The organism is Streptomyces sp. R44 (genome assembly GCF_041053105.1).
GTDB lineage: Bacteria > Actinomycetota > Actinomycetes > Streptomycetales > Streptomycetaceae > Streptomyces.
Map to the genome: position 1 here is coordinate 8,731,845 of NZ_CP163444.1, position 21,794 is coordinate 8,753,638.

At 68.2% G+C, this 21,794-nt stretch carries 20 protein-coding genes and 3 pseudogenes; 15 read left to right on the forward strand and 8 right to left on the reverse strand.

From position 1 onward, the window contains the following. Position 1: 1 nt before the first annotated feature. Positions 2–1,177, reverse strand: coding sequence for a pentapeptide repeat-containing protein (locus AB5J54_RS40380; protein WP_369148993.1), 1,176 nt, complete (start codon positions 1,175–1,177; stop codon positions 2–4). A gap of 387 nt (positions 1,178–1,564) precedes the next feature. Between AB5J54_RS40380 and AB5J54_RS40385 the strand changes: the two genes are divergently transcribed. The 3 genes and pseudogenes from AB5J54_RS40385 (at position 1,565) to AB5J54_RS40395 (ending at position 3,643) form a co-directional block, all read left to right on the forward strand. After that, positions 1,565–1,834, forward strand: a complete 270-nt coding sequence (locus AB5J54_RS40385; RefSeq protein WP_369149634.1) for a hypothetical protein — start codon at positions 1,565–1,567, stop codon at positions 1,832–1,834. Beyond that, positions 1,717–2,717: pseudogene (locus AB5J54_RS40390) on the forward strand (transposase); the annotation flags it as partial. The gene AB5J54_RS40385 and the pseudogene AB5J54_RS40390, both read left to right, overlap by 118 nt. A gap of 51 nt (positions 2,718–2,768) precedes the next feature. Next, a protein-coding gene (locus tag AB5J54_RS40395; protein WP_369148994.1) for an IS5 family transposase occupies positions 2,769–3,643 on the forward strand; the annotation gives its coding sequence in 2 pieces (ribosomal slippage) (positions 2,769–3,318 and positions 3,318–3,643; 876 coding nt in all). Between the two features lie 24 nt (positions 3,644–3,667). On the opposite strand, the gene AB5J54_RS40400 is transcribed toward AB5J54_RS40395, so the two are convergent. Beyond that, positions 3,668–4,009 carry a DUF5713 family protein gene (locus tag AB5J54_RS40400; protein WP_369148995.1) on the reverse strand — a complete coding sequence of 114 codons (342 nt, stop codon included), beginning with the start codon at positions 4,007–4,009 and terminating at the stop codon, positions 3,668–3,670. A 116-nt stretch (positions 4,010–4,125) separates the two neighbouring features. Continuing rightward, positions 4,126–4,299 (reverse strand): annotated as a pseudogene (locus AB5J54_RS40405) (IS5/IS1182 family transposase); the annotation flags it as partial. A gap of 207 nt (positions 4,300–4,506) precedes the next feature. On the opposite strand from AB5J54_RS40405, the gene AB5J54_RS40410 reads away from it, so the two are divergent. Further along, complete coding sequence (locus AB5J54_RS40410) at positions 4,507–7,038, forward strand: DUF6185 family protein (protein WP_369148996.1); 2,532 nt, start codon at positions 4,507–4,509, stop codon at positions 7,036–7,038. Positions 7,039–7,162: 124 nt separating this feature from the next. Here the strand turns inward: AB5J54_RS40410 and AB5J54_RS40415 are convergent, their stop codons facing one another. Continuing rightward, entirely contained in the window at positions 7,163–7,399 is a 237-nt protein-coding gene (locus AB5J54_RS40415) for a hypothetical protein (RefSeq protein ID WP_369148997.1), read from the reverse strand. Between the two features lie 439 nt (positions 7,400–7,838). Between AB5J54_RS40415 and AB5J54_RS40420 the strand changes: the two genes are divergently transcribed. The 4 genes from AB5J54_RS40420 to AB5J54_RS40435 all read left to right on the forward strand — a co-directional run bounded on the left by AB5J54_RS40420 (position 7,839) and on the right by AB5J54_RS40435 (position 11,371). Beyond that, positions 7,839–8,120, forward strand: coding sequence for a hypothetical protein (locus AB5J54_RS40420; RefSeq protein WP_369148998.1), 282 nt, complete (start codon positions 7,839–7,841; stop codon positions 8,118–8,120). A gap of 143 nt (positions 8,121–8,263) precedes the next feature. Further along, complete coding sequence (locus AB5J54_RS40425; protein ID WP_369148999.1) at positions 8,264–8,731, forward strand: hypothetical protein; 468 nt, start codon at positions 8,264–8,266, stop codon at positions 8,729–8,731. 211 nt (positions 8,732–8,942) lie between these two features. Beyond that, positions 8,943–9,443, forward strand: a complete 501-nt coding sequence (locus AB5J54_RS40430) for an NUDIX domain-containing protein (protein WP_369149000.1) — start codon at positions 8,943–8,945, stop codon at positions 9,441–9,443. A gap of 476 nt (positions 9,444–9,919) precedes the next feature. Continuing rightward, entirely contained in the window at positions 9,920–11,371 is a 1,452-nt protein-coding gene (locus AB5J54_RS40435; RefSeq protein ID WP_369149001.1) for an RNB domain-containing ribonuclease, read from the forward strand. A 166-nt stretch (positions 11,372–11,537) separates the two neighbouring features. Here the strand turns inward: AB5J54_RS40435 and AB5J54_RS40440 are convergent, their stop codons facing one another. Beyond that, positions 11,538–11,894, reverse strand: coding sequence for a DUF805 domain-containing protein (locus AB5J54_RS40440; protein ID WP_369149002.1), 357 nt, complete (start codon positions 11,892–11,894; stop codon positions 11,538–11,540). A gap of 162 nt (positions 11,895–12,056) precedes the next feature. On the opposite strand from AB5J54_RS40440, the pseudogene AB5J54_RS40445 reads away from it, so the two are divergent. The 4 genes and pseudogenes from AB5J54_RS40445 to AB5J54_RS40460 all read left to right on the forward strand — a co-directional run. Then, a pseudogene (locus AB5J54_RS40445) lies at positions 12,057–12,854 on the forward strand (class I SAM-dependent methyltransferase); the annotation flags it as partial. A gap of 181 nt (positions 12,855–13,035) precedes the next feature. Continuing rightward, positions 13,036–13,689 carry a LysE family translocator gene (locus AB5J54_RS40450; protein WP_369149003.1) on the forward strand — a complete coding sequence of 218 codons (654 nt, stop codon included), beginning with the start codon at positions 13,036–13,038 and terminating at the stop codon, positions 13,687–13,689. 118 nt (positions 13,690–13,807) lie between these two features. Next, positions 13,808–14,380: a YrhB domain-containing protein gene (locus AB5J54_RS40455; protein WP_369149004.1), complete on the forward strand. Its 573-nt coding sequence runs from the start codon at positions 13,808–13,810 to the stop codon at positions 14,378–14,380. Positions 14,381–14,809: 429 nt separating this feature from the next. Further along, entirely contained in the window at positions 14,810–16,141 is a 1,332-nt protein-coding gene (locus AB5J54_RS40460) for a hypothetical protein (RefSeq protein WP_369149006.1), read from the forward strand. 282 nt (positions 16,142–16,423) lie between these two features. On the opposite strand, the gene AB5J54_RS40465 is transcribed toward AB5J54_RS40460, so the two are convergent. Both AB5J54_RS40465 and AB5J54_RS40470 read right to left on the reverse strand, forming a co-directional pair. Further along, the gene (locus AB5J54_RS40465) at positions 16,424–16,870 is read right to left on the reverse strand and encodes a VOC family protein (protein WP_369149007.1); all 447 of its coding nucleotides are present in this window, start codon (positions 16,868–16,870) and stop codon (positions 16,424–16,426) included. A 427-nt stretch (positions 16,871–17,297) separates the two neighbouring features. Then, positions 17,298–17,915: a LysE family translocator gene (locus AB5J54_RS40470; RefSeq protein WP_369149008.1), complete on the reverse strand. Its 618-nt coding sequence runs from the start codon at positions 17,913–17,915 to the stop codon at positions 17,298–17,300. 111 nt (positions 17,916–18,026) lie between these two features. Here AB5J54_RS40470 and AB5J54_RS40475 point away from each other — a divergent pair, with 111 nt between their 5' ends. The 3 genes from AB5J54_RS40475 (at position 18,027) to AB5J54_RS40485 (ending at position 20,062) form a co-directional block, all read left to right on the forward strand. Next, on the forward strand, positions 18,027–18,479 hold the full coding sequence (locus AB5J54_RS40475; protein ID WP_369149009.1) for an Lrp/AsnC family transcriptional regulator: 453 nt from the start codon (positions 18,027–18,029) through the stop codon (positions 18,477–18,479). A gap of 288 nt (positions 18,480–18,767) precedes the next feature. Next, a complete protein-coding gene (locus AB5J54_RS40480) occupies positions 18,768–19,517 on the forward strand; it encodes a hypothetical protein (RefSeq protein ID WP_369149011.1) in 750 nt (249 codons plus the stop codon). Positions 19,518–19,723: 206 nt separating this feature from the next. Then, positions 19,724–20,062: a hypothetical protein gene (locus tag AB5J54_RS40485; protein WP_369149013.1), complete on the forward strand. Its 339-nt coding sequence runs from the start codon at positions 19,724–19,726 to the stop codon at positions 20,060–20,062. Between the two features lie 176 nt (positions 20,063–20,238). Here the strand turns inward: AB5J54_RS40485 and AB5J54_RS40490 are convergent, their stop codons facing one another. After that, the gene (locus tag AB5J54_RS40490; protein WP_369149015.1) at positions 20,239–21,429 is read right to left on the reverse strand and encodes an FG-GAP-like repeat-containing protein; all 1,191 of its coding nucleotides are present in this window, start codon (positions 21,427–21,429) and stop codon (positions 20,239–20,241) included. Positions 21,430–21,794: the final 365 nt, after the last annotated feature.

The following is a 21,794-nucleotide window of genomic DNA, read 5'->3' on the forward strand; positions in this document are numbered from 1 at the left end:
TTCAAGGCGTCCGGCGTCCCTCCACCGTGAATTCCGGCTCCGGCTCCGGTTCCATTCGTGCGCCTTCGAGCTTCGCTCCTGTCAGGTTCGCCCCGTGGAGTTGGGCGCCGACCAGGTTTGCACCACGTAGGTCCGCGTTCTTGAGATAGGCACCCCGGAGGTCCGCGCCGCTCAGATCGGCACCGCTGAAGTCCGTGTTCTCGGCGATTGCCTTGCTGAGGTTCGCGTGACGCAGGTTGGTGCCCGCGAGCTTGGCGTCGCTGAGGTCGGCTCGACGTAGGTCGGCGCGTTGCAGACCGTCGCGCCTCCCGAAGGAAGGGGCGCTGAGATCAGCGCCCCGGAAGTTGGCGTCTTGCAGGACGGCACCGGTCAGGACCGCGCCTACGAACACGGTCTCGGCGAGGTAGGCCCCGCGCAGGTCCGCGCCTGGGAGCAGTGCACGGGAGAAGGTCGCCTTGTAGAGCTGCGCTTCGCGCAGGTCCGATCCGGTCAGGTCGACCCCCGTCAGATTGGCTCTGACACCGCTGGGGGCACTGCCCTGCCGCCGGGCATCGGGCAGGCCGGGGGCGCGGACTTCTCGGGCCAGGTCGAGGTCGCCCATGTCGGCCAGCCCGCGGAGACGGACGTAGCGGAGCTGAAGAATCGTTCGGTCCTCTTCACTGACGGGACGGTTGGCCAGCACGGTCACGGCTGCCTGGAGATCGACGGCCAGGGGTTCGGCAGGCGGCGCGGCGACGGTAGGTGCGGGTCGCTGGAGGCCGCCGGCAGGAAGGCGGGCGTGGGCCCGCACGTACGCAGCGAGTACCGACAGGCCTGTGGCGTTGTCGCGGGGTGAGTCGCGCATGATGCGTTCCAGGGCGTAGATGCCGCCGACCCGTACATCAGCGCTGCCCGATCCCAGGTTGGTCACCGCCGCGTTGTACCGAGCGGTGATCTGTCCTTCCTGGCTGATCCGCAGCTCTTCCGTCGCTTGCCCGACCGAGAACCAGGTGAAGATCACCGCGATCACCGCGGCCAGGCCGGGCAAGGCGTTCACGGCCAGCCCGGCCCAGCGGTGCCGACCCGCGGTCGAGCCCGATGCGGAACCGTCGCCCAGGACGTTGACGCGCCGTCGACGGCGTGCCGCCGCTTGCCGCCGCACGGAACGGTGAAGCCGTCGCACGACACCGGACTGCACTGGGGATGGCCTGACCACGTTCTGATTTCATCGCATAGATGATCTTTACACCGGAAAGGCGCGCTTGTGGTCCCCTGAACGGGCCCCTTGACGGTGTCGCGTGCGCAGACCGAAGCATTCTGGTTCTGGCAGGCTGATCGAGTGAGCGGCCATGCAGAGGCGTCCGGTGACCGGTTTCGAGATCAGCGCGAACGTAAGTACGGATATGACTTCGTCGATGAGGTGCTGGTGCGTTGTCCTCGGTGTGACGGGTGCGCCACTGTCACGCCCCACCCCGGGACCCGCGGAGAGGAGAAGGCCGCCGGCTCCAGGGTCCTGGACCTCCATCGGCGGTTGCGGTGCATGGGATGCGGCTTCTTCCTGGATCGGAAGGTCGACTCTGCTGTCATGGGCAGCCCTGTCGACCCCTACTTCCAGCGACCGGTGTGGTTGCAGGCGAGCTGCTGTGGACACGTGCTGTGGGCGTACAACGTGCGTCATCTCGATCTGCTGGAGGCCTATGTGGTGGCCAAACTGCGTGAGCGCGGAGAGCTTGTGCCGTGGGCTCCGACGAGCCTGGTCGAGCGGCTTCCCACCTGGCTGAAGACTGCGAAGAACCGAACCGAGGTCGTGCGGACGATCAGGCGGTTGCGTTCCACACTGCCCGCGGGTGGCTGAGGGAACGCGCGGCGGTCGTATCGAGCGGCATGGGTACCGTCCACGACCGCTCCCCAAGAACTGTGCCAGGCACGCCCGTGGTGAACGACCGGCGAGTTGACGACGCCACCGGCGAGCGCAAGCGGTTCGCCTTGAAGATCCTCGCGCCGTGGTGCCGCAAGTCGCCGAAGAGCTCCGAGGCGCTGCCGCTGCTCTCCCTGCACGGCCTGTCTTCCGGAGACTCCGTACGTGCCCTGGAGCAGTTCCTCGGCGGCGCTGCCGGCCTCTCCCCGGCCGGCGTCACTCGGCTGACCAGGCAGTGAAGCGACGACCACGCCGCCTTCCAGGACCGGGACCTGTCGGACCGCGATGACGTCTACGTATGGGCTGACGGCGTGCACTCGAAGGTCCGCCTCGGCCAGGCCCACGCGTGCGCCCTGGTCCTGCTCGGGGTCCGCCTGGACGGCACGAAGGAGCTGATCGCCCTGGCCGAGGGGCTGAGTCGTGGGCCGACCTGCTGCGCGACCGTCGACGCCGCGGCATGCGCGACCCCGAGCCGGTGGTCGGCGACGGCGCCATGGGCCTTTGGCGGGTGCTCGCCGAGGTGTTCCCGGCGGCCAGGCCGCAGATCTGCAACGCCGAGGACCGCGAGCACGCCGGGAAGGCGATCGAGGCGTTCGCGACGACCTACGGGGCGAACCTCCCGAAGGCCGTCGCGGAGATCGCTGAGGATCGGGACGAACTGCTCGCGTTCTACGACTTTCCGGCCGAGCACTGGATCCACCTGCGGACCACCCAACCCATCGAGTCGACCCCATCCACGGTCAAGCTCCGTACTAAGATCACGCGAGGCGCGAGGAGCCCGGCGGCGGCACTTGCGATGGTGTTCAAGCCGGTCGAGTCCACTTAGGCCGTGTGTCGAAAGTGAATCTTGAGCTGTGAATGATCACGGTTCATGGGGCGGGGAGATCTCACGGACGAGCAGTGGGCGGTGCTGGAGCCGTTGTTGCCGAAGGGGACGAAGGCGGGCCGGCCGCCCGTCTGGCCTCGGCGACAGTTGATCGACGGTATACGGTTCCGGGTCCGTACCGGTGTGCCGTGGCGGGACGTGCCTGTCGGGTACGGGCCGTGGGGCCGGGTCTACGACCTGTTCCGCCGGTGGCAACGGAACGGCACCTGGCACCGGATCCTCACCCGACTCCAGTGCCTGGCCGACGCGAAAGGCGCGATCGTCTGGGACCTGAGCGTCGACTCCACGGTCTGCCGCGCACACCAGCACGCGGCCGGGGCCCGCAAGCAGGGCGACCTGCAGAAGGAACCACCGGGCGGCATCTTCACCGAGCCCAATGATCATGGGCTGGGACGGTCGCGCGGCGGGTTCACCACCAAGCTCCACCTGGCCGTCGAGCAAGGCCAAAAACCCATGTCGATCGTGGTGACCGCCGGACAGCGCGGGGAGTCACCGCAGTTCGAACTCGTGCTGGAGAAGGTCCGCGTGCCCCGCATCGGACCGGCCGGCCACGCGTCCGCCCCGACCGAGTGCGAGCCGACAAGGCATACGCCTCCCGCAACAACCGCGCCTACCTGCGCCGCAGGAAGATCCGCTGCACCATCCCAGACAAGGCCGCCCAAGCGCGCAACCGCCAGAAGCTCGGTTCCCGCGGCGGCCGGCCGCCGTCTTTCGACCCGGCCGACTACCGCGAGCGCCACGCGGTCGAGTGCGGAATCAACCGCCTCAAGAGACACCGCGCTGTCGCCACCCGATACGACAAGCTCGCCGTCCGCTACGAGGCGACCGTGCTGATCGCAGCTCTCAACGAATGGCTTTGAGCTGAGGTGACTTGCTGTCCTGGTTCACCAGTCTCGGCCGGCGGTCAGCTCCTCCGCATCCGCTTCTGTGAACTCGTATGCCGACGCGACGAAGCAGAACTCGTCACAGATCCACTCCCGCGCGACCGTCTCGATCTCGCTTCCGGCCGCTACGAACTCCCTGTCCAGCAGGTTGAACTCCTCCGTCGCAGCCTGGGTGAGTGCATACAAGCTCTCCAGGTCCGCCGGCCGCTCGGCCTCGATGCGCTCGCACAGCCTCAGCAGGATCGCCTTCCCCCGTGCGACCACGTGATCAGGAAAGTACGAGTCGTCGTACATCTGCCGCAGAACCGCGTGTCCCGCGACCTGCTGGTTTGTGATCGGCATGGCACTTCCCTACCTCCGCGAAAAGCTGACGCGCCGATCATGCACAGCCCCACTGACAACGCCCCCTAATGGACGCCGAACCTCACGCGACCAGGACTTTCACAACAGGCCCTAGGCCGACCGCCCCGGCCCGCGGTGGGCTTGCGGACCTGGACCTCGGTGGCGTCCAGCCGCAACCGGGCCCCTTCGGCCTGGGCGTAGGCGAAGACGTCTTCCAGGGTCCGCAGTCGCAGCCTGGGCCGCTTGGGGACGGCAAATCCTCTCCCGGCCAGCAGACGACGCACCTCACCCTGACACAGTCCCATCCATTCTCGGAAGGTGTGGTGTCCCTGACGTCAGTAGCCAGGGTTGCGCACGCCAGTCCGTGATGAGCCATCATGAGACCTCACTCATGGGGGGGTAGGTCGTTGAGCGCACGCGGCTTCACAAGGTTCGTGTTGGCGGTGTTGTGTTGCCTGCTCGCTGTATCGCTCGGAAGCACACCCGCTTATGCGGCCGTGACCTCTTCCGCATCGACTGACGAGTGCCGGTCGGCCTACCTGGCGAAAGCACGGGTGAGTACATGGGTCCGGCTGGAGCATCGCGTCCGCACGTACAGCACTGTCAGCAGCGAGCTGCGCATCGAGGTGCCCGCGGAATGGCCATTGGCCAAAGACCTTCTGCTCAGTGAGGAAAGCCGCCCGTACATACTGGCGATGTCTTGCCTCACCAGGCCGGAGCCCGGCCAACACCGCCGGTGGGCCGAGGTTCGCGACGCCCTGCCGACGGTGACCTCCGCAGCGAACGGGAACGGCGGTGTGACGGTTATCGACCGCACGCACTCATGGGTCAATGTGTACCGGAACCCCATCGATGTGGGCGTCTGGCGTATCAGGTCCGGCGCCGAGCGCTGGAGCATACAGCTACTCGCGCCATCCGCGCTGAAGAACTCCCGCTGGGACGAGATCAGCGTGGACCCGGGCGAACCAGGAGCTGACTCGGCGACCCCTCGACCGGACCGAGGAAGCGGCACTTCAGAACTCGTCTGGCTCTCCCCCACACTGGAGAAGAAGAAGCCTGGGGGCGAAAATGCGGCAGCCAGGAACCCGGCGAGAGACATGGCCCCCGATGTGCGTGTTTCGCTCAAGCCCTCCTGGCAGCGTTCCTTGGCCGCTCAGAGCGACCGACTCATCGCTGTGGGGTTGGACCGCGCAGGAACGCTCCTCGCGACCGCGGTGACCACGACCCTCCTGCTGTACTCCGCCCGCCTGTACCGACGGCGATCCGCCTCTCCCGCTCCAGACCAGCAGCGCACTCTGGCCAATCTCGTCGCGTGGGCTGTGGCTCTGATGGGACTGGCCGCGTTGACGACCACGGACGACGTGATCAATCGGTATGTGGAACGTCGAGGCGAAGGGCTATGGCAGGACGTGCAGATCGTGCGCAGTCACGCGTTCGCACTGGGGGCTGCCGCGGTTCTGTTCGGTGTGGCTCGACCAGCAAGGCGGTTCTGGGTGACAGCCGTCCTGCTCGCAGTTCCGCCCGTGGTGGTGGCCGCGCAGCCGCAGTGGTTCGGCCTGTACCCATCTCGGTACGCGCCGTACGAGGCTTCAGAAGTCGCGCTGGGCGCCCAGGGTCTGGCTTCCGGCTGCGTACTGGCCCTGACCACGCTCGGCCTGGTAACCGCGACCTGGCGTCTGGCCACTGAGGGCGGGCTTCTCCCCCTGAGCCGCCGCTTTCCTGGGAACACTCGAGTTCTGCGGCTTCGCTTCATTGGACCCGTGACCGCAGTGTGGACAGTCGCCGTGGCTGCGTGCTGGGCGATCACCCGAGAGTCCTACTGGCAGCAGTCCTCCTGGCTGAGCGACCAGGCTGCCGTCGTTTACGGGACGGATCACTGGAACGATCTCGTATGGTGGGCGATGTGGTCCGTTGCCAACGGCCAGGATTGGCTTGCGGGGTTGGCGTGGATGATCACAGGTGTGGCCATACTGGCTGTCTTGCGCGCCTGGCGCTCCTCTCCCCAGGTCTCTCCGCTCGATGACCCGGCGGACCGCTTCTTGCTACTCGCCTTCTTCGCCATCATGGTCTCCTTTCCGGGCGGCAATTACTTGGATAGCGGGATAGGCGTCGGCCTGTTTTTGCTCCTCAATGTGCTGGCCGTCTTCTGGGCGACAGCTCCGTTTAGCGGCCGCTCGATACTCGCCCAGGCATTTGAGCGTTCGGGCAGGCCTCTTGGGGCTTCGGCGTCGGCCGCCGCACGTACCACGCTCTTGGACAAGGCACGTACCTACCGCGAGATCCACGCCGAGCTGCGGCGCCTAGACCAAGGTCTGTTCGGGGACGTCCCGCCGAAGCGGAGCGTGCTGGAGCAGCAGTTGAACGATCTGCATGACTGGCCGGTGGCTGGAGGCCCCGACCGGCTGCCGGCCAAGGTCTCCGTGGTGGATGGAGCTCTGGCGCTGGGGCCGCGGGACACGTGGTGGGCCAATGGCAGCCGCGCAGCCCGCCTGGCCTTGGTGCCGGCCGTCCCAGCGTCAGTGCTTTTGACCTGGGCCTGGAGGATCAAGGGGCAGGCGTGGCAGTTGACGCTCCGGGACGAGTGGGGTCTGCCCACCCTCGCCACGGCGTTCGTCGAATGGCTGGCGATCCTGGTCAGCGCAGCGTTCGTCCTGGGCGCTCTCTGGCGTCATCTGCCCGGACAGCGTGGCGCGGCCAAGGCCCTGCCCGTGGCGGTTGCATTCTCCTTGCCCATCGGCGTGGACGCCCTGGTCCTGCAGTTCACCAATGAGAGCACCGGTAATTTCGCCCTGGTGGCATCAGCGATGCTGTTCGTTCTGACTGTCACCGGTATCGCACTCGACTTCGATACGTTCCGTGGCGAGCGACGCTACTGGCAGAGCCGTCTGGGCCTGCTCCTGTCGATCTACCAGATGCGCTACTACTCACTGCAAGTCGCCTACCTGATCGCTCAGATCATTGCCATGATCGCGATCTGGGAGTTTTTCGCGGACACCGTTGCAGCGCCCAAGCTCTCGGAATCGAGGTGACTGCCCGTCACACGTGTTCCCCGTATACTATCCGTGCTCGGTGATAGTGGAGCGAGAGGTGCGACGACGGGCTTCCGCCCGCAGGGACAGCTCCTTTCGGGCGCTGCTACGAGCATGCGACTTCTCATCCGACCTGCGGGAAGTATGGAGGGGCCCAACTGAGGTACTGGGCGCCCCAGACGGTTTCGATGTCGGTGGCGTGGATGATGTCGATATAGCCCTTGCGCCTGATGTCGTTGGAGGCGATCTTTCCGTCTCCGAGGCAGAGCCCGACGTGACCGGCTCGCTGGCTGGTGTCCCAGTACATCAGTGCGCCGGGCGGGGGCGTGCGGTCGCGGTCGTGGCGCATGGTGGCGGGCATCTGACGATAGTGGTCGAGGGCGTACTGGACGCCGGAGTAGGACCAGCCGTAGGCGCGGGCGACGAACGCGAGACAGGCCCGTTACCAGTTCTGGCCCCCGCCAGCGGCCTCCTGACGCGCCCAGTTGATTGCTACAGCTATTTTCGACGGTTGCTGGAATCCGCCTCTGCGCCGCCGCATGATCCGCTGCACCAACCCGGACAAGGCCGACCAGGCACGCAACCGCCAAAAGCTCGGACCCCGCGGTGACCGGCCACCGCATTTCGCCCCGGCCGACTACCGCCAACGCCATGCGGTCGAGTGCGGGATCAACCGCCTCAAGAGACATCGCGCTGTCGCCACGCGCTATGACTAGCTCGCCGTCCGCTTCGAGGCGACCGTACTGGTCGCGGTCCTTAACGAGTGGCTGTGACGGGCGCCCTGCTGGGACCATGCCCAGGTGAACTCAGGACTCTCCGCCGGATGGACGATCGAGCGCGTGCGCGCTCTTTCCGGAGACCCCAGCGCCGCCCCGCTCTCCTTCGATCGACTCGTAGTCGTCGAGACAGCCCGTCAGGGCGACTACGAACCGCTCCGGCCCGATGTGATTCTTGCGTTCCACGAGTTGTGCCTCGTGAGGGACGACGGCGAGTGGTTCATGGGGCAGCTCGACGATGACGGCTCGGTGATCTGCTGGGCCTCCTACGGATCCGACCTGGCCGCGGCTATCCGCAGCCTCTGAGCGACACGCCGCACCTTCAGCCACTTTCGCAACACGCCCTAGGCCCGCCGGCGAGCGATAACCGGAGCCCACCTGGTGTCTCTGGTCCCCGCGGACGCCCGATGCGAGAACGGTGTCCTGGTCGAGCGCGAGGAGCAGGCCGCATGAACCTCAACGACATCTTGCAGAACCTGGACGAGCATGTCCGCTTCGCTGCCTACCTCGACAGGCTGCAGCAGGTCGCCGACACGGACGAGGTCGACCTCGTCAGCCGCGTGCTCACCGATCCGGACCCGACGATGGCCCAGTCCGCGGTGCTGCGGCACCTGGACCGTCGAGCCGCCGTCCTCTACCCCGGTCCCGCGTACGAAGGGTGGGCGCAGGCGATGACCCGGGCGACGATCGACCACCCCTTCCTGGCTCAGCGCCTGCGGGAGTGGTCACTGTTCCGCGCCGTCACGCTCAAGCTGCCCTGGCAGCCGGACGACCTGCTCGCGTCATCCAACCGGCTCCAGCTCATGGCGGCCGCCGGGACGAACACGGAGGCCATCGGGATCCTCGCCGAAGCCGGTCGCACCAAGCGGATCCGCAACGCCGCGAAGGCCACCCTCAGCCACCGCAGCGAGAGCTGAAATCAGCTCACCCACAACTCCTGACTCTTGCTCTCCAGCGTGTCGCAGCTTCGAGAGTTCGCGTGGAGTGGCTTCGTTGGTGTAGCGCAGGAACGGTTGATGCCGAGTTCGGGCAACAGATGTTGATCAAGCGGGTCCAGAATGTTGTCGAGTTCCGAGAACGGTTCGCCGGGAAGCGGCGTTGTCAGTGGGTTCTGCCAGAGTATGTTTCGTGGATGAACTGGTGGAGCGTGTCGACCGTCAAGATCGTGTCCTGGGGGTGGTCACCCGTCGACAGGCGATCCGGGAGGGCTGGCTGCATCGAATCGCCTCGACGGTGTGTCGTGATGAGCGTGGCCGGTTCCTCGTCCACCGGCGGTCGGAGCAGCTGTCGCGCTTCCCTGGGCTCTATGAGGTCATGGTCGGTGGCGCCGTGGGTGTCGGTGAATCCTATGAGCAGGCTGCCGGGCGGGAGCTGGCCGAAGAGCTGGGCATTCGTGGCCTGCCGCGCTTGCTGTTCACGTTCATCAACCGCAGCGGCCTGAGCCCTCACTGGCTCGGCGTGCATGAAGCCGTGGTTCCGGACGCTGTGACCCGCGATCCCGACGAGGTCGCCTGGCATGGCTGGCTGACCGAGCCAGAGCTTCACTCGGCCCTGTTGGAGTGGCGCTTCACTCCCGACAGCCACGAGGCCTTCAACCGGTATCTCGTGTTCCGGACCGCGCAGTCCTGACCTTTCTCGCCTCTTCGATCGGTCCCCTCAGCCCAGGGACTGTCGTTCGGCTCGAGCGCGAGTGGTGGCGAGGCGGTAGGAGTCGGTGCCGACACAACCATGGTCCCGAAGCAAGCACCGAGGTGTTCCCAGAACTCGGCAACGGCACTCTCCCGTGGAACCGGGCGTTCCCGCCGCTGAGCATCAGACGTTCCTGAAACTCCTCACCTACAGAGCCACGTGGAGCGTGCTGAGCGGCTGATGACAGATGAGCCGGGGGCGCTGTTCCCGAAGGAGTACCGGCGGGCCGTCGTTCCCGACGCCCGGAATAACACCGGCGGCTATCGCGTGCAGCCGACATAGCCTCGAGACCTCGTCGCCCTCACCTTGCCGCGCCCCCGCCCCCTCGCCCGCCAGCCTGTGACGCCCGTCGTCCCGTCCCTCGCCCGGACCCGCTCACCGCGCCGCTCCGTGGCCGTCCCCCTACGCTCGAAAACATGCGACGCCGCCAGATGTCCATGTCCCGCGAGGCCCAGGACGCCCTGCTCCAGGCCCTGCAGCAGCTTCGGGCCGAGCTGAAGGCCACCACGGAGTTTCCCGCGCACGTACTCAAAGCAGCGGAGACCGCCAAAGCCGAGGTCCAGCTGCCCGACAAGGACGCCACTCACCTGCCGTTGTTCACGATCGACCCGCCGGCCTCGATGGACCTCGACCAGGCCATGCACCTGGAGCGGAGGCTCGGCGGCGGGTACCGCGTGTACTACGCCATCGCCGACGTGGCGGCGTTCGTCAGGCCCGGCGGCCCGCTGGACGCCGAGGCCCACGACCGGATCGAGACGCTGTACTTTCCCGATCTCAAGGTGCCCCTGTACCCGCCCACGATCTCCGAGGGACCGGCCAGCCTGCTCCCGAACCAGATCGTCCCCGCCCTGCTGTGGCAGCACGACCTCGACGCCGACGGCAACGTGACCGACTCGACCGTGAGCCGGGCCAAGGTCCGCAGCCTGGCCAAACTCAACTACGAGGGCGTCCAGCAGGACATCGACGCCGGCACCGCCGAGGAGTCCGTCGCCCTGCTTCGTGAGATCGGCAAGCTGCGGGAAGCCGTGGAGGCCGTGCGCGGCGGGATCTCGGTGAATCTGCCGAACCAGGAAGTCACCCTGAAGGACGGGGAGTTCCGGCTGCGCTACGTGGCTCCACTGCCCGTGGAGGGCTGGAACGAGCAGATCTCCCTCATGACCGGCATGGCCGCGGCCCAGATCATGCTGGACAGCGGTACCGGGATCCTGCGGACCCAGAAGGAACAGCCCGACCAGCACGTGGTCGAGCGCGTGCACGGCATCGCGAAGTGCCTGCACATCGACTGGGGGCCCGGCGTCTCGTACGCCAAGCTGGTCAACTCCCTGGACCCGGCCAACCAGAAGCACATGGCCTTCCTCAGCGAGGCCACCGCCATGCTGCTCAAGGCGGAGTACACCACCTTCCGCGACAACCAGCTCCCGGAGCACAAGCTCCACGCAGCGATCGCGGCCCCGTACACCTCCGCCACGGCCCCGCTGCGGCGCCTGGTCGACCGGTACACCGGTGCGCTGTGCGTGGCCGCCTGCGCCGACAAGCCCCCACCGAAGTGGGTGCTCGACGCCCTGTACTGCCTGCCGTGCGACATGGCGCGGGGGAAGGGAAAGGTCGCGGAGCGGCGCGCGGTGGACCTGGTGGAGGCCGCGGTGCTCAAGAACCGGGTCGGGGAGGTCTTCGACGGCCTGATCATCAACACCGACGAGGAGGACAACAGGCCGAAGGAGGGCACGTTGCACCTGGCGGAACCCGCCGTGAGGGGCAAGATCACGTCCGACGACGAGCTCACGCTGGGCGCGACCGTCCAGGCCAAGCTCATGCTGGCCGACCCCCTCGGCCCCGACAAGGAGAAGATCCTCTTCAAGACGGTGTAGCGGCCTGCCGCCTCACGGATAAGGGCACGGCGGGCTCGCCGCCACTGACGCTCGACGGCGGGCCCGCGGGCCGGCGCTCATCGCTGGCTCTCTCCCTGTGCCGAAACCCCTGGAGGGGACCTCCGAGGTTCCGGCACAGGCGCAGGCACAGGGCCCGTCAGGACCGTCAGTAGGCCGTGACCGACTTCGGGTTCGGGCCGTAGGCGTTCTGGCGCTGCTCGCCCTCGGTGGCAAGGAAGACGATCAGGATGATGCAGCCGACCAGGGGAATCAGGCCGAAGAGGATGAACCAGCCGGAGCGGCCGGTGTCGTGCAGGCGGCGGACGATCACGCCGAGGTGCGGCAGGAGCACGGCCAGGAAGTAGATCGGGTACAGCAGCGGGAAGGTGCCGATCGCAAGGTCGACGGTCACGACGACGATCACAGCGATGATGTTGACCAGTAAGAACATCCAGTGTTCCTTGCGGCGCGCACGTCCGCTGAACACCACGTACTTCTTGAGAACTTCGAGGTACCAGTTCACTTTTCCCCCAAGAGTCAGGATTGCGAGGGGAAGCCTGCCCCCCCCGTGGAGCAAGCTTTGCGCAGGACCGATCGGATTGCTTTCGCTTCTGGGAATCCTGGTCAGGTCGTCTTCCGTACCCGTGGGTGTGTGCACCCTGCGGGGAGTTGGTTGACTGTGGCGGTGAAGATCTTGTCGCCACGTGTCCTGCAGGCTCTTGACCGGTTCAATTCCACCTATCCCTGGGATCACAACGCCCACTACCATCGCTGGATCCTGCGGCAGTTGCCCCCGCGTTTCCACACGGCTCTGGACATCGGCTCCGGCAGCGGTGATCTTGCGAGGCTCTTGGCCGTACGGGCTGACGCCGTACGGGCTGACGCCGTACGGGCTGACGCCGTACGGGCTGACGCCGTACGGGCTGACGCCGTACGGGCTGACGCCGTACGGGCTGACGCCGTACGGGCTGACGCCGTACGGGCTGACGCCGTACGGGCTGACGCCGTACGGGCTGACGCCGTACAAGCCGTCGATGCCGATCCGGTGATCACCGCACAGGCCCGGAAGCTGACTCCTCCGGCGCTTCCCGTCACTTTCACCGTCGCGGATGTGATGGCCGAGTTTCCCGCCGGCTCCTACGACGTGATCACGTGCGTCGCCACGATCCACCACCTGCCGTTCGCCCAGACGCTGGCCCGCTGCCGCCGCCATCTGGCGCCGGGAGGGACCTTGGTGATCGTCGGCCTGTCCCGCGCCCAGACGCCGACGGACCACCTGCTCGGCGCCCTCGCGATCCCAGCCAACGCCGTCATGGGTTGGCTGAAGAACAGGGGCCGACCCTCGCGCCGGCCCGTTTCCATGACGGCTGCCACGCGCGCAGCGGACATGACCTACAGCGACATCGTCCGTGAAGCCGAAGAGGTGCTCCCTGGGGTACGGCTGCGGCGACGGCTCTTCTGGCGCTACACGCTCGTGTGGCGCCGGGATGGCATGGCGGGCAGGCGACCGCGTCGTACGCTCCGCGCAACCGAGGGAGAGGCCATGGTGCGGCGGCCGACCTCCAAGGGCAAAGCCCCGGGCGAGCACGAGCATCAGGAGCCCTGATGCACTGTGCAGCAGACCGCGTTGGACGTGATGGCGGCGGCGACTTCAGGATGGCCGCATGACCGTTTCCTCTGCCATCGCCTCCTTCGCCGTAGTGGCCGCCATGCTGACCATCATGCCGGGGCTGGACACCGCCCTGGTGCTGCGCTCCGCCATCACCCTGGGTCGACGCCAGGCCTTCGCGACGGCGCTGGGGATCCTGTCCGGCGTGCTCGTGTGGGGCGTCGCCGCCGCCGTCGGCGCCTCGGCGGTGCTCACGGCATCCCACCTCCTGTACGACGCGCTGCGTGTGGCCGGTGCCGGATATCTGGCATGGCTGGGGATCGGCATGCTTCGCCGGACGCTCAAGGAGCGCGGCCGGCGCGCGTCGGAGGACCCGGCAGAGGGAGCAGGAGCCAGTGCGGCGCACCCGACGTGGGCACGGTCCTGGGCTCGCGGACTGGGCACCAGCCTCCTGAACCCGAAGAACGGCGTCTTCTACATGGCGATGCTGCCGCAGTTCATCCCCAGCGACTCCCCGCATCTGCTGATGGGAGTCGTCCTGGCGACGGTGCACGACCTGGAGGGACTGGTCTGGTTCAGCGCGCTGATCTTCGGCACGCAGCTCGTCCGCCGGTGGCTGAACCGCGCGTCGGTGCAGCGGGTCATCGACGCGATCACCGGCACGCTGCTCGTCGGCTTCGGGATCAAGCTGGCACTCGGGGACAACTGACCACCGAGCCCGAGCGGCGGGAACGGTCGAAAGCCGCCGAGTGCGACCTCGCCGCTCAGCCAGGGACAGCACAAGAAAGGTCCTCCTCATGTCCTCGGCATGCGAGATGCTGCCGGACATGATCGACCGTGATTTCGCGACCCGGGTGGCGCAGGAAGACCTGGACCGCAGGTACTCGGGGTGGCTGGCGGTGAGCGGGGTGGAGGAGCACGAACTCGTCTGGATCGTCTACTACCAGGCCGTGGAATACCTACGCACGAGAGACCCGGGTCTCCTCTTGGGCGGCAACGGCCCGTACCTTGTGGATCGCCTCGACGGGAGTCTTCACCAGATCGGACCGGTAGCCGCGGTCACCGGCGAGTGGGAGCCGGACTACCGGATCCGCATCAGGAAGATGACCATACGTACCGCAGTGGATGAGCTGCACGAGGAAATCTGCCGGACCTCGGCGGCCGATGGGCGCATCACCGCCATGCGCGTGCTGCGCCGGCGCGTCCAGGAACTCACGCACGCGCAAGTCGTCGAGTACGTCACCGCTCTGCAGGCCGGTACCGCACCGCCCCACCTGGTGGAGATCGCTACAAGGGTCCTCGTTCCTCCCCTCGATCCCGTCCTCAGCGTCCACACGATCCGCCCCACGAGCTCCCCGCAGCCGCCTGTGGAGTCAACAGAGGGCGATCCCATGTCCTGAAGCGAACTCGCTCGCGGGTCCCTTAGCGAGAACCGGGGCGGTCGACCCCTGGATCGCCATGAGGAACTTTCAGTTTCAGCGGAAGGCATTCCGTGGTCGCCCGGTCGTGCGAGCTGCGCAGCTCGATGCGACGGTGCGGCGCGCGCATGCTCCGAAGGCGGCTGCCTCACCACCCCTGATCTGGGCCGCGTCGTCGACACTCGCCAGATCCTGCACGACACGCTCAGCCTCCGCCTGTGCTCGGCGTCATCGCCGACGACAACCAGCACCCCGGTGCAGAGGGCGTACGTGTGCGGGGTGGTTGAGCAGGCGGGCGCGACCGGCCAGGTGACGTCGGGCGCAGTGGGCGCGTGTCGGGGGTGAGACGTCGGAACGCCAGGTCATGCTCGTGGGCCGGGGGGCCGTGACACCCACACACGAGGACAGTCCATGCGATTCCCACGCCCCAGTACCTCTGCACTCAGACGCGCCGCGACCGTCTGCGGCGCCGCGCTCCTGATGACCACCGGCCTGGCGGCGGACGCCCAGGCCGCCATCATCCCCGGCCCAGTCGTCGGCTGGGGCGCCAACAACACCGGGCAGTTGGGCAACGGGAACACCACCGACAGCCCCTTCCCCGTCCGGACCGCGCGCATCCGGCGGATCATCGACATCGACGGCGGGGTCAACCACAGCGTGGCGCTGCGCGCGGACGGCACCGTGTGGACGTGGGGACTGAACAGCCACGGCCAGCTCGGGGACGGCACGAACACCGGCAGCACCCGGCCTGTCCAGGTCTGCGCACCGGGCCGGACCGCCCCCTGCGGCTCCTTCCTCACCGACGTCGTCGCCGTCGCCTCCGGCGCGTTCCACAACCTGGCGCTGCGGGCCGACGGCAGCGTCGTCGCCTGGGGCGACAACGAATACGGCCAGCTCGGCGACGGCACCACGACCAACCGGAAGGCACCCGTTCAGGTGTGCGCCCGGGCCCAGACCGCGCCCTGTTCCAGTTTCCTCACCGGCGTCACCAGCCTCGACGGCGGCTCCTGGCACAGCCTGGCCGTGCACTCCGACGGGACCGTCAGCAGCTGGGGCCTCAACTCCTCCGGCCAGCTCGGCGACGGCAGCGAGGACTTCCAGAAGCCGATCCCCGTCCAGGTCGCCCTCACCGGCACGGCCGGCAGCGTGGCGGGCGGCGGCAGCCACAGCCTCGCGCTGCTGACCGACGGAACGGTTCGCGGCTGGGGCCACAACTTCTTCGGTCAGCTCGGCGACGGAACGGCGACCGCCACCAACACGCCCGTAAAGGTCTGCGCACCGGGCCAGACGGCCCCCTGCGGCACCTTCCTCACCGGCGTGAACCAGATCTCCGCGGGGGGCGACCACAGCGTCGCGCGCCTGTCGCTCCAGAGCGGGGAAGGGGTCGTCGGCTGGGGCGACAACCGCAAGGGCCAGCTCGGCGACGGCACCTTCAACCACCAGCAGAACCCGATCCCCGTACGGGCCTGTGCCCTCGGCCAGACCGCACCCTGCACCAGCTTCCTCACCGGCACCTTCGACATCGCCGCCGGCAGCGATCACACCCTCGCCGTGGCATCGGACCTCACCGCCCTCGGCTGGGGCTCCAACGCCAGCGGGCAGGTCGGCGACGGTACGACTGTCGACCGCAGCATCCCGTCCCAGGTCTGTTCGGGCCGCCGGCCCAACCCCTGCGCGGAGCCACTGACCGACGTGATCTCGGTCGCCGCGGGCATCGCACACAGTCTGGCCACCCACCACTGACGAGGGACTGAAACGCGCGCGAACGGCCGGACGCCGCCCTCGTGGACTCCGGCCGGTCCGCTGTACGGAGCACGGGTCACCCGTCGCCATCCGGGGCACGCCCCCCCACGACGCAGCTGCGGAACGGAACGCAATCCGGAGGGAGCCGACGAGAACCACCCGTAGGGGGCCACGCCTCGAGGCGCGCGCACCGCTCCAGCTCGCCCCGCCGTCTGTGGGGGATGGACCCGACGTGGTGGCGCACGTCGAGGTCGTCGACAACTGCCCTCTTCGGCCTGAGCGTCAGCCCGTCTGCCCGGGTGGCGTGGGTTCCTCCCCGAAGACCCATGGCGCCAGGACGACGAGCCAGCCGTCGGGGTCTTCGAAGAGGACGGCGCCGCGCTCCGGCCAGTAAGGGTTGGCCGCGGGGACGGGACGGTGCCCGTGTTCGGTGAGCCGCCGGGACGCGGTGGCGACGGCTTCCGGACCGCGCAGGTAGAGGACCAGCTGGTTCTCCGGATCCGGCTCGGGGATGCGGGGCCGTTCGCTGTGCTGCAGCAGTTCCATGTGCACCGGGGTACCCGGCAGGCCGAGGACGACGCCGTCGTAGCCGCTGTGGCCACGCCACTGGGCAAGCACCGGCAGACCGAGGACGTCGCGGTAGAAGACCACGACATCGTCGTAGTTCGCCGTCGGCCGGGCGAAGCGCACGGCGCCGACATCGAGGTGAGAGGGCCAGGAGTGGGTCATGAGCCGATCGTGACACGCGTTGCGGGGGCGCAGTATCAGACTTTGGGTGTACGACCACCAGACCAGACCTGGTGCCCCGTCAGCACGGCATCGCGAGTACGCCGCGCTCTCCCGGCGCCCCAGTCGTCGAGCTTGGTCTCGCCGGGATGGCCCTGTTCACGTACGTGCTGGATGGTGTGGACCGTACTCCTTCCCGACCGACTCCTGGGAGGCTGCGATCTCCTCGGCGGTCGATGCGGTGACGCCACCATCGACCACCCACTCGAACCCGGACAGGAGATCACCGGCCGCCGCGGGAACCGCGCTTCAGATGATGTGGGCCCGGGGTGACCGCCTCTTGCGGCTGCGGGGATGGCCCGGCGCCCTCGGCCTGGTTGTGCCGCGACGTTTCTGCTCCCGTACTGGGGGTGTTGCCGGGGGCGGCGGCTCAGCCGGCCAGGCGTTCCACGAGCAGGAATCCGCCGATCGCGATCATCATGGCACCGCTGGTGCGCGTGACGGCTCGGGCGGCCGCGGGGCGGGTGGTCAGGACCGTGCGGGCCAGAACGCCGACGGCGAGGTAGACAACGGTGCACGCGGTCAGGTGCATCGTGCTGAGCAGCCCGGTCTGCGCGCTGACCGGCCAGCCCGTGGCAGGGTCGATGAACTGCGGGAACACGGAGAAGTACAGCAGCAGCGCCTTGGGGTTCATGCCGCTGATCCCGAACCCCTTGAGCATGACCCCCAGCCGGGAAGTGGCCGCACTCTCTCCTCCGGCCGCGGGAGCGGCCGGCTGGCGCAGGACACCCCAGCCCAGCCACAGCAGGTAGCCGGCGCCGGCCACGGTCAGGGCGGTGAGCGCGGCCGGGTAGCTCGCCACGATCACCGCCAGGCCCGCGACGGCCACCAACGCGTACGCCATGTGCCCGGCGATGAGACCGGCGACGGCCGGGACGACCGACCGTTCCCGCAGCCCGGCGGATATCGCGTATGCCCAGTCCGCGCCGGGGGTGAAGACCAGCAGCAGGTCCACTGCCAGGAACGCCGCCAGCGTCGTGGTGTCCATCGATCGTGCCCTCTCGCGCTTTGTGCTCTGGAGGGAAGGCTAGGTCGGATGCGCCCGAAGGTGTTTGCGTCTTTACCCCGTGATCGCGCCCTGTGGGGGAGAATCTTCTCCATGGACGCCCTTGACCGGAAGATTCTTACCGAGCTGCAGCTCGACGGCCGCCTGACGATCACCGAACTGGCCGCCCGAGTGCAGCTCAGCGTCTCCCCCTGCCACCGCCGGCTGCGCGATCTCGAACGCGAAGGAGCGATCCGCGGCTACCGCGCCGTCGTCGACCCCGCTGCCGTCGGCCTGAACTTCGAGGCCATCGTCTTCGCCACCCTGCGCTGGGAGGACCCCAACACCGTCACGACCTTCGAAGAGGCCCTGGGAGCCATCCCGCACGTGCTGCAGGCGCAGCGCCTGTTCGGCGAGCCCGACTACCTCCTGCGCGTCGCGACTGTGGATCTGGCGGCGTTCCAGGAGCTGTACGACCAGAAGCTCGCCCGGCTGCCCGGTATCCAGCGTCTGACCTCCACCCTCGTCATGAAGAACGTGATCGACGACCGACCTCTGCCCGAGTAGCCGAGAGGAGTCCGGCACGGCTGCTCTGGCTCCTGGCTCTCGGCTCTCGGCTCTCGGCTCTCGGCTCTCGGCTCCCGGCTCCCGGCTCCTGGCTCCGCAAGGCGCGGGGGCTGCGGAGTGCCGGCCGGATGGCGGGCGCGCGGCAGGCTGTGGATCCCACCGTGTATCCGCCGGCATCGGCGGAACAGATCGTCGGCCCAGCCCCCACGGCCAGTCAGTGGCCGAGCCACGACCACGGGAACCCGAGGATCAGCATCAATGTCAGTGGTCGGGGCTAGCGTGCGGGGCATGGGAGCAAAGACGGCGCTACTGGCGTACGCGGACGGAGACGTGGCCTCCTCGCTGCGGGAGGCAGGCGAGCCGGAGGGTGCGGGAACAGCGGCGTTGGTCGCCCAGGTCTTCCCGGGCTGGGGGATGGAGCTGACGGAGGGCGATGTCCTGGGGGAGGCGACGTACCCGCCGGAGGGACTCACCTATGCGGCGAGCTTCCCGGGTGTGGACCTGGTCTGTGATCGGCGTCTGATGTTCGACCGTCCGTCGGAACTCCCGACGCACCTCCTGGAGGCCGCAGCGGGCCGTCGCGTGATCTTGCACGCGATGCACAGCGTCTCGGATTGGCTTGCCTTCGCGGTCTGGGAGGAGGGCTGCCTCCGCCGCTCGCTGAGCCTCTCGCCGGACGGCGGCATCGTGGAGAACATCGGCGACCCGTTCCCCTTCGAGATGCCCTACTGGGCAGGTGACCGTCCTGTGGAGTCTCACCTGGGGTGGGGCGAGGAGCCGTACGCACTTCCTTTCCACCCTCTGGACCTGGGCAACGAAGCCCTTCGAGCCCTCTTCGGGTTCCTCCTGGAAGGCCGACCCCTGCCCGAGGACGTCGACTCGGACGAGGTCCCGCTGCTCGGCTTCGCGCTCACGGACCCGGATGCGCCCCGGCGAGCCCAGGAACGGGCAGCACGTGAAGCGGCGGCCCGACGGATGCAGCGCAGGAGTCTCCGCCTCGGCCCGGACGGGAGCTGGCGCGAAGCGGTCGGTGGGTAACTGGCGCACGCACCGCTCACCCCGGCTTGGTTGCCCGCCACGCGTCGGTGTCACAGCCGTCTTCCACGTCGTGCCACTCCTGGGCCACGCCGTGATCGAGGAGCCGCTGGACCGTCGCGAGGTCCACCCTCCGGTGGTATGTCGAGAGCGACCATGCCGGCGCCGCGCTCCCGTATCTTCGGGATATCGCCCGCTCCGACGAAACCGTGGCGGTGGACCGGGCGCTGGAACCGGCCGGGGCGATCGTCGCGGGAGTCCACCAGGACCATGGCGGCGACGAGCTCATCAGGACCATGGCTCCGGTGATCACCGAACTGAAACAGATGGTCTCTCAGCGCCTCAACAACAGCGACCTTTCAGCGGCAACCGCCATGGCCCTCTTCCGTGCTCATCTTGCATTCGCAGGAGCGACGGTGTGGAGCCTGGCCGAATACGAGTTCGAAGACGGCTTCTACCGGGTCGACTGCCCTCATTGCAGCCTCGGCATCACCATCGCGATCGGGAGCTACGTCAGTGGACGGGCCTATACCAGCCGGAGGGGGTAAGAAGACGCGCACCTCAGGTGCAGCAGTGGCGGCTCGGGGCCACCCGACCACAGCAGCGGCTCCGTGAGGGTCGTGCCCGGGCAGACTGCGGGTGCGGTCTGCCCGGGCACATGTCCCATGAGAGCCAGGCTGGTCCCGAGCAGTCGCACGGGGCGGCCAAGCCGTTCACGGGTGGATCAGAAGGAGGTGGCGCCTTCCAGCGCCCACCAGGAACCGTTGGAGCTCTCCACCTTGCGCAGCCCGCCGGTGGCCAGTCCCTGGTACTGGTAGAGCCAGATGCCGTCGGACGCCTCCAGGTCGGGCCGTCCGTCACCGGACGTGTCGCCGACACCGAGGATGTGGTTCATCGAGTTCCAGCCGCCGGAACCGATGAGCTTGCGAGCGCCGAGAGTGCGGGTCGAGGTGCCGGGGTACAGCCACAGCTTGCCGGTGGCCTTCTCCCGGGCCACGAGGTCAGCCCGGCCGTCGCCGGTCATGTCACCGGCGCCGATGAGGGCGTTCATGCCGTTCCAGCCGCCGGCGCCGATCAGCTTGCGCGTGCCGAGGCCCCCGCTGCTGGTGCCCGGGTACAGCCACAGCTTGCCGGTGGCCTTCTCCACACCGAGAAGGTCGGAGCGGCCGTCGCCGGACAGGTCGCCGAGCGCAGCGAGCCGGCCCATGGAGTTCCAGCCGCCGCTGCCGATGAGCTTGCGCGTCCCGAGGCTCCCGCTGCCGGTGCCGGGGTACAGCCACAGCTTGCCGGTGGACTTCTCACGGGCGAGCACGTCCTCGCGGCCGTCACGACTGAAGTCACCGTGCCGGGTGAGGGCGTCGAACGCCTTCCAGCCACCGGAGCCGATCATGCGCCCGCTGCCGTCGCCGGGCATGAACCACAGGCGCCCGGCCTCGTCGCGCAGCACGACGTCCGCCCGCCGGTCGCCGTTCATGTCGCCGAACCCGCCCACGTTCGGCGATGTCGCCGTCTCCCAGTAGGGATACGGCTTCGCCTCACACTCGCGCAGCGTGGGCACGAGCTTGATGGAGCTGATGTCAGGGTCGCCGCCGCTGGTCGGGTAGGACTGGTTGGGGGTATCCCACGAGTACCCGCCTGCGAGTCCGTAGTTCGGCTGGTCGTACATGCAGACGTTCAAGCCCGTGCGGTTGAATCGCGTCTGGATCTTGTTGTCCCAGCTCCCCAGCGTGGACAGGCTCGTCCTCGTCTTGAACATCGAGCCCGTGCCGTCGCTTGCCCAGCCACAGAAGTAGCCCGCGGGGCAGTCACTGGTCGCCGCCTGCGCGGGCGCGGCACCGCCCCCGAGCAGCCCCAGCGATGTGAGCCCCAGCGTCGTGGCCAACGCGGCCGCGCGCTGAAGCAGAGTGTTGTGCATGGATCCACTCCCTCATTCGGCACGGTGGAGAGTCTCGACGTGCCGCGCCAGGAAGATATCCCAGCCTACGGACAGCTGATCAAGCGCCCCTGAAGCGGTCACCGGCTCTGTGACCGCGTCGTCCACCGGTCGGCTACCGGGCGCGGCCTGGGGCGGGCATCAGCCGACCGTACGGGCCGGATCCGCGCCGCGCCGTTCCCGCCGGGTCCGCCCCACTGCGCGGGTCGGTGCTCGGCACTGGTCAGCGCCGCCACCTTGAGCCCTCCACGGAGGACACCTGGTCGCGGCTGCTGAACAGCACCCGCGGATCCCGTCACGCCACACCACCCCCTACCTGCCGAGCTCGGGCCTTCGAGGCAGGGATC